Annotated in this window: 13 protein-coding genes; 7 read left to right on the top strand and 6 right to left on the bottom strand. The window is 71.7% G+C overall.

From position 1 onward, the window contains the following. Positions 1 to 10 precede the first annotated feature (10 nt). The 4 genes from QQ657_RS42780 to QQ657_RS42765 all read left to right on the top strand — a co-directional run bounded on the left by QQ657_RS42780 (position 11) and on the right by QQ657_RS42765 (position 3,958). Positions 11 to 298, top strand: a complete 288-nt coding sequence (locus QQ657_RS42780; RefSeq protein WP_284748094.1) for a DUF4229 domain-containing protein — start codon at positions 11 to 13, stop codon at positions 296 to 298. Next, positions 295 to 1,377, top strand: coding sequence for an L-cysteine desulfhydrase Cds1 (gene cds1, locus QQ657_RS42775; protein WP_284748093.1), 1,083 nt, complete (start codon positions 295 to 297; stop codon positions 1,375 to 1,377). Before QQ657_RS42780 ends, cds1 begins: the two co-directional genes overlap by 4 nt. Before the next feature lie 131 nt (positions 1,378 to 1,508). Then, positions 1,509 to 3,092, top strand: coding sequence for a DUF7405 family protein (locus QQ657_RS42770; protein ID WP_284748092.1), 1,584 nt, complete (start codon positions 1,509 to 1,511; stop codon positions 3,090 to 3,092). A gap of 101 nt (positions 3,093 to 3,193) precedes the next feature. After that, the gene (locus QQ657_RS42765; RefSeq protein ID WP_284748091.1) at positions 3,194 to 3,958 is read left to right on the top strand and encodes a response regulator transcription factor; all 765 of its coding nucleotides are present in this window, start codon (positions 3,194 to 3,196) and stop codon (positions 3,956 to 3,958) included. Between the two features lie 4 nt (positions 3,959 to 3,962). On the opposite strand, the gene QQ657_RS42760 is transcribed toward QQ657_RS42765, so the two are convergent. The 4 genes from QQ657_RS42760 to QQ657_RS42745 are packed head-to-tail and all read right to left on the bottom strand — an operon-like array spanning position 3,963 to position 7,135. Further along, a complete protein-coding gene (locus QQ657_RS42760) occupies positions 3,963 to 4,832 on the bottom strand; it encodes a 1,4-dihydroxy-2-naphthoate polyprenyltransferase (RefSeq protein WP_284748090.1) in 870 nt (289 codons plus the stop codon). Positions 4,833 to 4,881: 49 nt separating this feature from the next. Then, a complete protein-coding gene (locus QQ657_RS42755; protein WP_284748089.1) occupies positions 4,882 to 5,025 on the bottom strand; it encodes a hypothetical protein in 144 nt (47 codons plus the stop codon). 51 nt (positions 5,026 to 5,076) lie between these two features. After that, the gene (gene menE, locus QQ657_RS42750) at positions 5,077 to 6,210 is read right to left on the bottom strand and encodes an o-succinylbenzoate--CoA ligase (RefSeq protein WP_284748177.1); all 1,134 of its coding nucleotides are present in this window, start codon (positions 6,208 to 6,210) and stop codon (positions 5,077 to 5,079) included. Between the two features lies 1 nt (position 6,211). After that, entirely contained in the window at positions 6,212 to 7,135 is a 924-nt protein-coding gene (locus QQ657_RS42745; protein ID WP_284748088.1) for a 1,4-dihydroxy-2-naphthoyl-CoA synthase, read from the bottom strand. A gap of 51 nt (positions 7,136 to 7,186) precedes the next feature. On the opposite strand from QQ657_RS42745, the gene menD reads away from it, so the two are divergent. The 3 genes from menD (at position 7,187) to QQ657_RS42730 (ending at position 10,987) form a co-directional block, all read left to right on the top strand. Then, on the top strand, positions 7,187 to 8,863 hold the full coding sequence (gene menD / locus QQ657_RS42740; protein ID WP_284748087.1) for a 2-succinyl-5-enolpyruvyl-6-hydroxy-3-cyclohexene-1-carboxylic-acid synthase: 1,677 nt from the start codon (positions 7,187 to 7,189) through the stop codon (positions 8,861 to 8,863). 134 nt (positions 8,864 to 8,997) lie between these two features. Then, on the top strand, positions 8,998 to 10,515 hold the full coding sequence (locus QQ657_RS42735) for a M1 family metallopeptidase (RefSeq protein ID WP_284748086.1): 1,518 nt from the start codon (positions 8,998 to 9,000) through the stop codon (positions 10,513 to 10,515). A gap of 22 nt (positions 10,516 to 10,537) precedes the next feature. Continuing rightward, the gene (locus tag QQ657_RS42730; protein WP_284748085.1) at positions 10,538 to 10,987 is read left to right on the top strand and encodes a DUF3592 domain-containing protein; all 450 of its coding nucleotides are present in this window, start codon (positions 10,538 to 10,540) and stop codon (positions 10,985 to 10,987) included. Here QQ657_RS42730 and QQ657_RS42725 read toward each other — a convergent pair. Both QQ657_RS42725 and QQ657_RS42720 read right to left on the bottom strand, forming a co-directional pair. After that, on the bottom strand, positions 10,959 to 11,510 hold the full coding sequence (locus QQ657_RS42725) for a GNAT family N-acetyltransferase (RefSeq protein WP_284748084.1): 552 nt from the start codon (positions 11,508 to 11,510) through the stop codon (positions 10,959 to 10,961). The two genes, QQ657_RS42730 and QQ657_RS42725, sit on opposite strands and share 29 nt — an antisense overlap. A gap of 30 nt (positions 11,511 to 11,540) precedes the next feature. Beyond that, positions 11,541 to 12,377: an inositol monophosphatase family protein gene (locus tag QQ657_RS42720; protein ID WP_284748083.1), complete on the bottom strand. Its 837-nt coding sequence runs from the start codon at positions 12,375 to 12,377 to the stop codon at positions 11,541 to 11,543. Positions 12,378 to 12,489 lie beyond the last annotated feature (112 nt).

The following is a 12,489-nucleotide window of genomic DNA, read 5'->3' as shown; positions in this document are numbered from 1 at the left end:
CTGCCTTGGTGTGAGCGACGAGAAGGCCCCGCAGCTGGCCCGTGACCTGACGCTGTACCTGCTGGCGCGGTTCGTGCTGGTCGCGGTGATCGCGTGGGTGCTGTCCCTGGTCGGTGTGCCGCTGCTGGTCGCCCTCCTCGTCGGCCTGGTCGTCGGGCTGCCGCTGGGCCTCCTGCTGTTCCGCCCGCTGAACGCCCGCGTCACGGCCGGCCTGGCCAAGCGCAACGAGAACCGCGCCCGGGCCCGTGCCGACCTGCGAGCGCAGCTGCGCGGTGACGTCTCCGGTCAGCCGGAATGAGCCGCCTGCACGCCCGCAGCTGGGTCCGCGAGGCCGTCCGGATCATCGAGGCCGACGCGAACCGCAGCGCCGACACCCACCTGCACGTCTTCCCGCTGCCCCCGGAGTGGGGCATCGACCTGTACCTCAAGGACGAGTCCGTCCACCCGACCGGCTCGCTCAAGCACCGGCTCGCGCGGTCGCTGTTCCTGTACGGGCTCGTCAACGGCCAGATCGGGCCGGACACCGTGCTCGTCGAGGCCTCCAGCGGCTCGACGGCGGTGTCCGAGGCCTACTTCGCCCGCATGCTCGGGCTGCGCTTCATCACCGTCGTGCCGCGGCGCACGTCGAAGGAGAAGATCGCGCTCATCGAGTTCTACGGCGGTGAGTGCCACTACGTCGACCAGGCGCCGGCGATGTACCCCGAGGCGGAGCGGCTCGCGGCCGAGTGCGGCGGGCACTACCTCGACCAGTTCACCTACGCCGAGCGCGCGACGGACTGGCGCGGCAACAACAACATCGCCGAGTCGGTCTTCGCGCAGATGCGCTCGGAGCGCCACCCGGTGCCGGCCTGGATCGTGGTCGGCGCGGGCACCGGCGGCACGAGCGCGACCTTCGGCCGGTACGTCCGCTACAAGCGTCACACGACGAAGATCTGCGTGGTCGACCCGGAGAACTCGTCGTTCTTCGGGGCCTGGGAGACCGGGGCGCTCGACTACGCGACCGGCATGCCGTCGCGGATCGAAGGGATCGGCCGGCCGCGCTGCGAACCGTCGTTCGTGCCGGGTGTCATCGACGAGATGTTCCAGATCCCCGACGCGGGCTCCCTGGCGGCGATCCGGCTGCTGCGCGAGCGCACCGGGCACTGGGCGGGCGGCTCGACGGGCACGAACCTCTACGGCGCGTTCCGGCTCATCTCGCGCATGGTCGAGGACGGCCAGGCGGGCAGCGTCGTGACCCTGCTGTGCGACGGCGGCGAGCGGTACGCGCACACCTACTACAACGACGACTGGGTGGCGCAGCAGGGACTCGACCTGGCACCGCACACGGCGTTGTTCGAGGAGTTCCTGACGACGGGGAAGTTCGTCCCCGAGAACTGATCCTCTGTGGACGGTCGGGTACCTAGGGATTTCCCCGCACACCTAGGTTCTTCTCGTCATGGTGGCGTGCGCGCGCGAAGATCTACGGTGGCCGGGCGCCGACGAGGGGCGGCGGGTCCCCGGAGGTCGCCGTGTCCGCTGTTCCCGAACGTCCCGTGTCGAAGTGCCCGCTCGCGCACCGCTCCGCCGGTGCCGCGGGTGACGCCGGCGTGAGCATCGTCCCGATCCTGTCCCGTCCGGTCGGCCGCCGGACCGCGTTGCGCCGCACCGGCGTCGTCGCCGGGGCGATGGCCGCGCTCGGCACGCTCGACCTGGTCGCCGGCTTCGCCAGGGTGCCGGTGCGGATGGCCTGGGCCGCCGAGGACGTCGCCTTCCCCGACGTCCAGTTCGACCTCGGCCCGTTCATGCCGCCGGCGCAGACGCTCGACGGCGTCCCGGTCGGCATGCCGCCGATCCACACCACGTTCGTCACCGCGCGGCTGGGCCGGGCACCGTCCAAAGCGGACGCGGGCCGGATGGAAACCGTACTGCGCACCATCGAAGGCAACTACCCGTACGCGCCCGGCGGCGTCATGACGCACGTCGCCTACAGCGACACCTACTTCGCGCGGTTCCCCGCCGCGCTGGTGAACGCGAACATGCCGCGCACGCTGGCCGGGAACCAGCCGGTGCTGAAGCGGGCCGTCGCGAGCCCGACGGACGTCGCGCCCGGCGCGCACGCGCTCGAACTGCGGCGGCCCGAGTTCACCGTGCCGCTCGTGCTGGAGAACAACGACGTCCTGTTCACCATCCGCGGCGACGACTGGAGCTACGTGGCCGACGTCGTCGCGTGGCTGGGCGGCAGCGGCCGGCTCGTCGGCCGCCCGATCGCGTCACCGCGGTTCGACGCGGGCATGACGATCACGTCGTCGCGCGCGATGTTCGTGCAGATGGGGCTGCCGCGCTACCTCGCCGACGCCAACCGGCTGCCGTTCGCCTCCTTCGTCAACCCGTTCTCCCCGATGTGGATGGGGTTCGCCGACCAGCAGGTGGACGCGAGCGCGCCGCCGCAGGACGTCACCTTCGCAGGCGGCCACGGGATCCGGCTCACCACCGCGCAGCCGGGCGCGTACTTCGACAACGGGGCCGTGCAACACCTTTCGCACGTCCTGCTCGACCTCCAGCAGTTCTACGTGGACGGCCGCGAGCCGGAAGAGGACGTCGACCACCGCGAGAACTTCGACGAGCGGCTGCAGTACATGTTCCAGTCACCGGCACAGGTGCTCGAAGACCCGGCCGACCCGTTCCTCGACGGCGGCGGCCCGCGCAGCCTCGGCATGCGAGGCGCGGTGCTGCGGAACCTGTTCAACGGCCGCGACTACGCGCGCACCAGCGCCCAGCGGTTCGCCCGCATCGGGCACGTCTCGCAGCTGCACCGCACCGGCCGGACCGCCGAAGGGCGCCCGATCCACCTGCGGATCGACGGCCCCGGCTTCGACGCGATGGACACCCGGACCGGCCGGAACACGCCGAAGCTGCAGTTCTCCGGGTTCTTCCCGAGCGCGGACTTCTTCGCGGATCTCCGGCGCAGCCAGGCTTCCGTGGATCTGCTGGACGAATTCGACCTCGAGGAGGAGGACCACGGCCTGGAACGTTTCATCACGGCGACCCGGCGGCAGAACTACCTGATTCCCCCGCGGCGGCACCGCGCGTTCCCGCTCGTCGAGCTGACCTGAAAAGACAGTGCCCCCATTTGGTCCAGACCCTTTCGTGAGCGGGTGTGCGAAACTGTCGAACGGGCGATTCGCGAGGGGAACCGACCGGATCGAGGTGGGGCATGGCGACGAGGCCTGCCGTACGAGTCGTGGTGCAGCACGGCAACCGCCTGTTGCGTGAGCTGCTCGCGGAGAACCTGGCGCGTGTTCCCGGTGTGTCCGTCGTGGGGACCGTGCCGTCCCGGACCCGGCTGGCGGAAGTGTGCGCGGGCCGCACCCCGGACGTCGCCGTCTTCGAAGCGGGCCCAGAAGAGTGCGGCCCCTTGCCCGCTCCGGTCCGCCTGGTCGGCCTGGGCGACGGCGGACCCGGAGCGCGGCCGGCGGGGACGGACGCCGTCGTGCCGTACGGCAGCGGGCTCCGGGTGCTGCTCGACGTCATCAAGCGGGCCGGTGCCCCGGTCCGGACGCCGTCGCTGACCACCCGGGAACGGCAGGTGCTGTGCCTGATCTGCGCCGGCCACACCCCGCGGGAGGCCGCGGCGGTGCTGGGGATCAGCCCGCGGACCGTCGAGAACCACAAGCAGCAGATCTTCGCGAAGCTCGACGTCCACAGCCAGGCGCACGCCGTCGCCCACGCCGTCCGGCTCGGCCTGGTCGGGGCGCCCGCGGAGCTGCCGGGGCCGTACGCGCTGTCGCTGACGCGGCGGGAGCGCGAGATCCTGGCGGCCATCGGCTCCGGCCACACGACCCGCCAGACGGCGTCGGAGCTGGGGATTTCGGCGCGGACGGTGGAGAACCTGCAGGGCGCGTTGTTCCGCAAGCTGCGGGTCCACACGCGCACCGCGGCCCTCGTCGCCGCCCGCGACCTGCGGCTGATCGAGGTCTGACGCGTCAGAAGCTCAGCGCCACCGCGGCCAGCACCGCCCAGGCCAGCATCGCCAGGCCCGTGTCCCGCAACGCCGGGATCAGCTCGCGCCCGTGGGCGCCGCCGCCGACCGCGCGGACCGACTTCAGCAGCATCGGCGCCGTCAGCAGGGTGATCAGCAGCAGGGGGTGGAAGATCCCCAGGACGATGCCGAGCACGTACGGCGCCGCGATCAGCGCCAGGTACAGCCGCCGCGTCCCACCGTCGCCGAGACGCGTCGCGAGCGTGCGCTTGCCGGACTCGACGTCGGTCGGGATGTCACGCAGGTTGTTGGCTGTCAGGACCGCCGTCGAGAAGCTGCCGACTGCGACCGCGCACGCCAGCGCCGCCCAGCTGACCCGACCGGCTTGGACGTAGACCGTGCCCAGGACGCCGGCCAGCCCGAAGAACACGAACACGGCGATCTCGCCGAAACCGTAGTAGCCGTAGGGCTTCTTGCCGCCCGTGTAGAACCACGCGCCGAGGATGCACAGCGCGCCCATCGCCAGTAGCCACCACTGGCCGCTCAGCGCGACGAGCAGCAGGCCGAGGACACCGGCCAGGCCCAGCGCGACGAGCGCCGCCGTCAGCACGGCCTTCGGCGCGGCGACCCCGGACCCGACCAGCCGCAACGGCCCGACGCGGTTTTCGTCCGTGCCGCGGATGCCGTCGGAGTAGTCGTTGGCGTAGTTGACGCCGACGATCAGCGAGAGGGACACGAGCAGCGCCAAAGCCGAGCGCCACCACGAGAACGCGTCCAGCGCGATCGCCGCGCCGACGCCCGCCACCACCGGCGCCACCGCGTTCGGCAGCGTCCGGGGCCGGGCCCCCTCGATCCACTCGCTCAAGCTCGCCATGGCGCCATTCAACGCCATGTCGATCAAAGCCCGGCGAGAGCCCGTGAAGTCAGTCCGTGGTCGGCAGCTGCCAGGTGAGCGTGCCGCTGTTGGGATCCGCGGCGGGCGGATCGGCCAGTGCGGCGCCCACGGGAAGCAGGAGCCCCAGTGTGACGGCGGTCCCGACGAGGGCCGTTCTCATCCAGCGCGTCATGGTGAGTAGCCAAGCGGGTGCACGCCGTACATGTCAACGAAGTGCCGCCATTCAGCCGCCCAAACCCGACTGAAGTCGCGCCTTCACCGCCGCGCGGTCGATCTTGCCCGGGCCGCGAAGGGGCAGCTCAGTGCCGTATTCGACGCGTTTCGGCGTGGCCGCCGCGCCCAGTTCGGCCCGGACCGCGGCGCGCAGTTCGTCCGCTTCACGAGGTTCACCCTCCGGGACGACCAGCGCCACCACGGCCTCGCCCCACTCCGGGTCCGGCAGTCCGACGACGCAGGCGTCGCGCACGCCCGGCTGGGCGCCGAGGCACCGCTCGATCGCGTTCGCCGACACCTTCACGCCACCAGTGTTGATCATGTCGTCCGCGCGGCCGAGGACCTCGATCCGGCCGTCGTCGTGACGAACCCCACGGTCGGACGTCGTGAACCAGCCGCCGTCGAACGACTCCGCGGTGAGGTCGGGCCGCAGGCGGTAGCCGTGCGCGAGGACGTCGCCCGCGATCCGGATCCGGCCGCCGTCGAGGTCGACGCGGACACCGTCGAGGGGGAAGCCGTCGTAGACGCAGCCGCTGGCCGTCTCGCTCATCCCGTACGCGGGCACGATCCGGACGCCGGCGTCGGCCGCGCGCTCGCGCAGGGCCGCCGACGTCGCGGCCGCGCCGACCACGATCGCGTCGAACGCCTTCGCCGCGGCCAGCCCGGCGCCGCCGTCGTCGAGGAGCCGGACCAGCTGGGTCGGCACGAGCGCCGTGTACCGCGGCCCGCCATCGAGGTGCGCCGCCGCGGCCGCGAAGTCGTCCGGCCGGAAGCCCTGGCCGGTGAGCAACACCGGTGTCGTGCCGGCCAGCAGCGACCGGACCAGCACCTGCAGACCGCCGATGTAGTGCGCCGGAGTGGCCAGCAGCCAGTGGCCGGGGCCGCCGAGCCGCGCGTGCGTGGCCTCGGCGGACGCGACCAGCGCGCGGGCCGAGAGCAGCACACCCTTGGGCGCGCCGGTCGAGCCCGACGTGGCGATGACCACGGCGGTGTCCGCTTCGGCGGGCTCGCCCGGCCTCATGGCGTCACGCAGCGCGGGGTCGGTGAAGGGCAGCACGGCCGGGCCGCCGCCGAGCGCGTCGGCGATGGCCGTGGTGAGGGCTTCGAGCGACTCCGGAGAGCCGTCGAGCTCGATCGGGAGCAGCTCAGTAGTAATAGGGGACGTCCTTGAAGTCGGGGTCGCGCTTCTGCAGGAAGGCGTCACGGCCTTCGACGGCTTCGTCCTGCATGTACGCCAGCCGGGTGGTCTCGCCGGCGAACAGCTGCTGGCCGACCAGGCCGTCATCGGTGAGGTTGAACGCGTACTTGAGCATCCGCTGCGCCGTCGGCGACTTGCCGGCGATCGTCCACGCCCAGCTCAGGGCCTCTTTTTCGAGGTCGGCGTGCGGGACGACCGCGTTCACCGCGCCCATCTGGTGCATCTGCTCGGCGGAGTACTCCCGGCCGAGGAAGAAGATCTCCCGGGCGAACTTCTGGCCGACCATCTTCGCCAGGTAGGCCGAGCCGTAGCCGCCGTCGAACGAGCCGACGTCGGCGTCGGTCTGCTTGAATTTGGCGTGCTCGGCCGAGGCGAGCGTGAGATCGCACACGACGTGCAGGGAGTGCCCGCCGCCCGCGGCCCAGCCCGGCACGACCGCGATCACCGGTTTCGGCAGGAACCGGATCAGCCGCTGGACCTCGAGGATGTGCAGCCGGCCGGCCCGCGCGGGGTCCACCGTGTCGGAGGTCTCGCCGCTCGCGTACTGATACCCGGAGCGTCCGCGAATACGCTGGTCACCGCCGGAGCAGAACGCCCACCCGCCGTCCTTGGGCGAGGGGCCGTTGCCGGTGAGCAGGACACAGCCGACGTCGGAGCTCATCCGGGCGTGGTCGAGGGCCCGGTAGAGCTCGTCGACGGTGTGCGGGCGGAAGGCGTTGCGAACCTCCGGGCGGTCGAACGCGATGCGCACCACGCGTTTGCCGCCGCGGCTCTCAGCGGAGCGGTGGTAGGTGATGTCGGTGAAGGCGAAACCTTCGACCTCGGTCCACGCGGCGGGGTCGAACAGCTCGGAAACTCGGGCGTCATCCACGTTTGGGAGAATAGAACCTGTGGACACAAGTGATCTGTTCGGAGCCTGCCGGTGAACCCTTCCACCGCGCAGGCCAGGGTCATCGTCGACGAACTCGTCCGCAACACCGTTTCGCACGTCGTCCTCTGCCCGGGCTCCCGCAACGCGCCGCTGTCGATCGCGCTGTATGACGCGGCGGCCGCCGGGAAGCTCCGGCTGCACGTCCGCATCGACGAGCGCGGGGCCGCCTTCCTCGCCCTCGGCATCGCCGCGCGCACCGGCCGCCCGGTGGCCGTGCTCTGCACGTCCGGCACCGCGGCCGCGAACTTCCACCCGGCCGTGCTGGAGGCCGACCGCGCCGGCGTCCCGCTGATCGTGCTGACCGCCGACCGGCCGCCCGAGCTGCGGGCCGCGGGTGCGTCGCAGGTCATCGACCAGCACCGGCTGTTCGGCAACGCCGCCCGCTACTTCGACGAGCTGGCCGTCGCCGAGCGGCGGGCCGGCCAGAACTCGTACTGGCGCAGCCAGATCTGCCGGGCGTGGAACGCCGCCTACGGCGAGTGGCGCTGCGGCCCGGTGCACCTGAACATCCCGTTCCGCGAGCCGCTCGTCCCGGACTTGGACGACGACGGCGAGTGGTACGAGTCCCTGGACGGCCGTCCCGACGGGTCCCGCTGGACCGAGCTGCCGGACTTCGGCGCGCTGCCGTCGTTCGTGGTGCCCTCGGCGCGTCACGGCCTGGTGATCGCGTGCGACACCGGCGTCCAGGCGGCCAGCGAGTGGGCCGAGCAGCACGGCTGGCCGGTGGTGTCGGAGACGGGCGGGCTGGGTCTGTCCGGCGGCACGGCGATCTCGTCCGGCGCGTGGCTGCTGGGCGTCGAGGAGTTCATCGCGAAGCACAAGCCGGAGCAGGTGCTCTGTCTCGGCCGGCCGACGGTGTTCCGGCAGATCCAGAAGGTGATTTCGGACCCGTCGATCGAGGTCCTGCTGGTGCGCCCGGACTCGGACTGGCCGGCGCCCGCACACAACGTCCGCCAGGTCGGGCAGTGGTTCGACGAGCCGACCAAGCCGGCCGACCCGGAGTGGCTGGCGAGCTGGCGCCGCGCCGACGCGGCGGCGTCCGCGGCGGTTTCGGCGGTGCTGGACGCGGAGCCGTGGCCGTCGGGGCTGCGAGTGGCGTCCGAGCTGGTGGACGCACTGCCGGCCGACTCGCTGCTGGTGGTGGGCTCCTCCAACCCGACGCGCGACGTGGCGCTGGCGGGACGGCTGCGCCCGGACGTCCTGGTGCACCGCAACCGCGGGGTGGCGGGCATCGACGGAACGGTCTCGACGGCGATCGGCGCGGCGTACGTCCACCGCGGGCCGTCGTACGCGTTGCTGGGTGATCTGACGTTCCTGCACGACGCGTCGGGGTTGCTGACGGGCCCGGCGGAGCAGCGCCCGGACCTGACGATCGTGGTGTGCAACGACGACGGCGGCGGGATCTTTTCCCTGCTGGAGCAGGGCGCCCCGGAGCACTCGGCGAGCTTCGAGCGGGTGTTCGGGACACCGCACGGCGCGGACTTGGGCGCGTTGTGCGCGGGGTACCGGGTGCCGCACGTGGTGGCGGAGACGCTGACGGAGTTCCGCGCGGCTTTGCGTCCGGCGCCGGGGTTGCGGGTGGTGGAGGTGCGGGTGGACCGATCGCGGCACCGGGACCTGCACGGCCGGCTTCGGGCGGCGGTGTCGGGCGCGGTTTCGGCCGGTTGATCGGGACAAACCGGCACGTCAAGCGGTTTCCGATCTTGATCCCAGTAGGCAAGAACCTTCCTTTGGCTGTACCTGGCACCTCCTTGGCTGGCTACGTTCGACCGCGCTGAACCTCACCCGTTGGAGGGATTCGAATGCGTGCAAGAACTCGCACCGGCCTCGGTGTGCTCGCGGCCGGGGTCGCCTCGGTGCTGCTCGCCGGTACCGCCAGTGCGGCCCCGACGCCCGGTGCTCCCGGTGTCGGTGACTCGTACTACCCGAACGCCGGCAACGGCGGGACGGACGTGCTGCACTACGACATCCGCCTGACCTACCAGCCCGCGACCGACGTGCTCGCCGGCACCACCACGCTGCTGCTCACCGCCACGCAGGACCTGTCGCGGTTCGACCTGGACTTCGCGCTCAAGGCGTCGAGCGTGCTGGTGAACAACCGGCCGGCCCAGTTCGCCAACCAGACCGGCAACGGCGAGCTCGTCATCACGCCGGCGCAGCCGCTGCTCAAGGGCCAGACGGCGACCGTCGTCGTCGCCTACTCCGACACCCCGTCCACCGAGAAGGTCGACGGCATCAACGCCTGGAAGAAGGGCTCCTTCGGCGCGCTCGGCATCGACGAGCCGCAGAGCTCCGCCTGGTGGTTCCCGGCCAACGACCACCCGACCGACAAGGCGACCTACGACGTCTCCATCGAGGCGCCGGACGACAACGTCGCCGTCTCCAACGGCACGCTCGTGCGGACGACGAAGAGCCGCGCCGGCTGGACGCGCTGGCAGTGGCGCAGCACGAAGCAGCAGGCCACCTACCTGACGTCGTTCATCGTCGGCAAGTACGAGCTGAACCAGTCGACCACCCCGGACGGCAAGCCGTTCATCACGGCGTACGGCTCCGACCTCGGCGACTCGCTGTACGCGGCCAAAGCCAGCGTCGAGCGCACGCCGGAGATCGACGCGTTCCTCGCGACGAAGTTCGGGCCGTTCCCGTTCGAGGCCGAGGGCGGCGTCGTGACCAGCGGCATCACCTTCTCGCTGGAGAACCAGACCCGGCCGACCTACGGTGCTCGCAACTTCCGCGCGGGCTCCAACACGACGCTGATCGCGCACGAGAACGCCCACCAGTGGTTCGGCGACAACGTCTCGCTCGGCCGCTGGAGCGACATCTGGCTGAACGAGGGCTTCGCGTCCTACGCCGAGTGGCTGTGGTCGGAGCACGAGGGCGAGGGCACGGTCGCCGAGCTCGCGCAGTACACCTACGACTCCAACCCGGCCGACGGTGACCTGTGGAAGCTCGTCCCGGCCGACCCGGGCGCGGACAACCAGTTCGACAACGCCGTGTACGACCGCGGCGCGCTGACGCTGCAGGCCCTGCGGACGGCTGTCGGCGACGACGCGTTCTTCAAGATCCTGCAGGCCTGGCAGGTCCAGAAGGGCGGCAAGGACGGCCGGATCCAGGAGTTCATCGCGCTGGCCGAGAAGGTTTCGGGCAAGCCGCTGTACGACCTGTTCCAGACCTGGCTGTACACGGCGGGCAAGCCGGCGGTCGGCCCGAACGGCGCGTCGCCGGCGGCGTTCACCGCGCGGGCGGCCTCGGTGAAGCCGAAGTCGTTCGACCAGATCCAGGCGAACCACCGGAATCTCGCCGCGGAACACACGCACTGAGCGAGACCGCTACGCTCGCCGCGTGAGCACGAGAGGTGAGCGGGTGAGGCGCGTCGGGTGGTGGACCGCCCTCGGCGTCGCCTCGCTCCTCACCGTGATGTGCGTGTGCCTCCTGTTCGCGGCGATCCGCAACGACGGCGCGATCGCGGCCCAGCTCGGCACGGCGAACGCGACGGTGGACTCGGTGGCGTTCGACCGCACGATCATCCACTTCGAGACCCCGGACGGCATCGTCCACAGCCCGGCGAACGGCGTCCTCTACCCGGACGGCCTGGCGGCGGGCCAGCTGGTCCGCATCGAGTACGACGCTTCGGACCCGGAGCTGGCCCGGGTGGCCGGCCGGTCGGCCGCGTTGACGCTGCTGCCGCTGGGGAGTTTCGTGTTCTTCACGTGGCTGGTGGCGGGTCCGCTGCTGTGGTGGATCCGGCGGCTGAACAAGCGGGCTACCGCGCCTGCCACCGCTTCCGTGTGATCTCGTACTCGACTTCGCCCTGCTCGGCCCCGTCGATCGGGTCGTCGTAGTCCACGGCCGAGGTGAACTGCCTCGCGAACGTGAGCCCGGCCGAGGTCATCGTCGCGCGGGACGGGGTGTTGACCGCCATCGTCTGCGCGAAGACGCGGTCCAGGCCCAGCACCTCGAACCCGTACCGGATCAGCTCGAGTGAGCCTTCGCGGGCGTAGCCCTGCCGCCAGTGCCGTCGCAGCAGCCGGTAGCCGAGCTCGGCTTCGCCTTCGACGTCCGGCTGGTCCGGGCCGTGCGGCGGGCGCAGGATCCACCAGCCGACGAAGTCCTCGCCGGCGAAGCCCATCCAGAAGCCGAACCCGGGCGCGACGGCGATCCGGCGGAGGTGTGCGCGTTCGACCTCGGCCCGGGTCGCGGCGCGGCCGGTGAGGTAGCGCATGACCTCGGGGTCGGAGTCCAGCTCGTACTCCAGCTCGAGGTGCTCGTCGGCGAGGGGCACGAGCGTGAGCCGCGGCGTGTGCAGCGTGGGCATGCCCCGATCCTCACAGCGCGCGCAACCCGATTAGCCCGCGTGCGCCGTCTCCTGCCACCACCCCAGGACCTCGTCCGCCACCCCCGGCGCCGCGACCAGCAGGCCGTCCGTCGGCAACGCCGTGTCGTCCCCATGCCGGTCCAGAACCACCGCTCCCGCCTCGATCGCCATCGCCACCGATCCGGCCACGTCCCACTCGTGGTAGCTGTGCAGCACCGCCGCCGCCGCGTGCCCCAGCGCCACCTGGGCGATCGACAACGCTGCCGAGCCCAGCACCCGCACCCCCGTGTGCGCCGCCGCCGCGCGCTCGATGAAGCCGCCCATTCCCGGCCACGGTCCCTTGCGAGCGAACTCCGTGCAGACCAGCGCGCCCGCCGTCACGCAGCGGTCCGTCAGCCGGACCGGCTTGCCGTTCGCGCGGGCCCCTCGTCCGCGCGCGGCCGCGTAGATCTGGGCCCGGTACGGGTCCGCCACCACGCCCACCACCGGTCCGGCCGCGTCGACCAGCGCCAGGCTGTACGCGCACCACGGCACCCCCGCCACGTAGTTCGCCGTGCCGTCCACCGAGTCGACCACCCAGCGGTACTCGGCGACGTCCGCGCCGTGGTCCGCGCCGAACTCGTGGCCGACCACCGGGATGCCCGGGAACTCCGCGGTCAGCACGCGCCGGGTGTGCCGCTCGAGGATCCGGTCGGTGTCGGTGACCCAGTCGAACGGCGAGTCCAGCGTCGAGGGGTGGGCGCCGCGGCCGGCGGTCGCGGTGATCACGTCGGTGGCGTCGTTGGCCAGCCGTCCGGCCACTTCGAGCGCCCTCGACAGCAGGCCGGGCTCGACGGGCCGCGGCGGCCGGGAGGACAAGAGGGTCATGCCTGCTTAGTCTGGGCCCCGCTGGTTTCCGGGACACGACCTTGAGATGACATGTCGTGGCCGATCTGTTCCGGCAGCGTTGGCCGCAGTGTCACGCCGCCGCCAGGATCGG

It is taken from the genome of Amycolatopsis ponsaeliensis (assembly GCF_030182635.1).
Classification (GTDB): domain Bacteria; phylum Actinomycetota; class Actinomycetes; order Mycobacteriales; family Pseudonocardiaceae; genus Amycolatopsis; species Amycolatopsis ponsaeliensis.
The sequence above is the reverse complement of the archived record's forward strand: the minus strand, read 5'-3'. Positions and strand labels throughout refer to the sequence as shown.

Bases quoted from the DNA above. Each gene is read 5' to 3' on its own strand.
- QQ657_RS42760 (WP_284748090.1), bottom strand. From the start codon at position 4,832: ATGGCGAGCTTGAGCGAGTGGATCGAGGGGGCCCGGCCCCGGACGCTG.
- cds1 (WP_284748093.1), top strand. From the start codon at position 295: ATGAGCCGCCTGCACGCCCGCAGCTGGGTCCGCGAGGCCGTCCGGATC.
- QQ657_RS42720 (WP_284748083.1), bottom strand. From the start codon at position 12,377: ATGACCCTCTTGTCCTCCCGGCCGCCGCGGCCCGTCGAGCCCGGCCTG.
- QQ657_RS42725 (WP_284748084.1), bottom strand. From the start codon at position 11,510: ATGCCCACGCTGCACACGCCGCGGCTCACGCTCGTGCCCCTCGCCGAC.
- QQ657_RS42755 (WP_284748089.1), bottom strand. From the start codon at position 5,025: ATGACGCGCTGGATGAGAACGGCCCTCGTCGGGACCGCCGTCACACTG.
- QQ657_RS42765 (WP_284748091.1), top strand. From the start codon at position 3,194: ATGGCGACGAGGCCTGCCGTACGAGTCGTGGTGCAGCACGGCAACCGC.
- QQ657_RS42735 (WP_284748086.1), top strand. From the start codon at position 8,998: ATGCGTGCAAGAACTCGCACCGGCCTCGGTGTGCTCGCGGCCGGGGTC.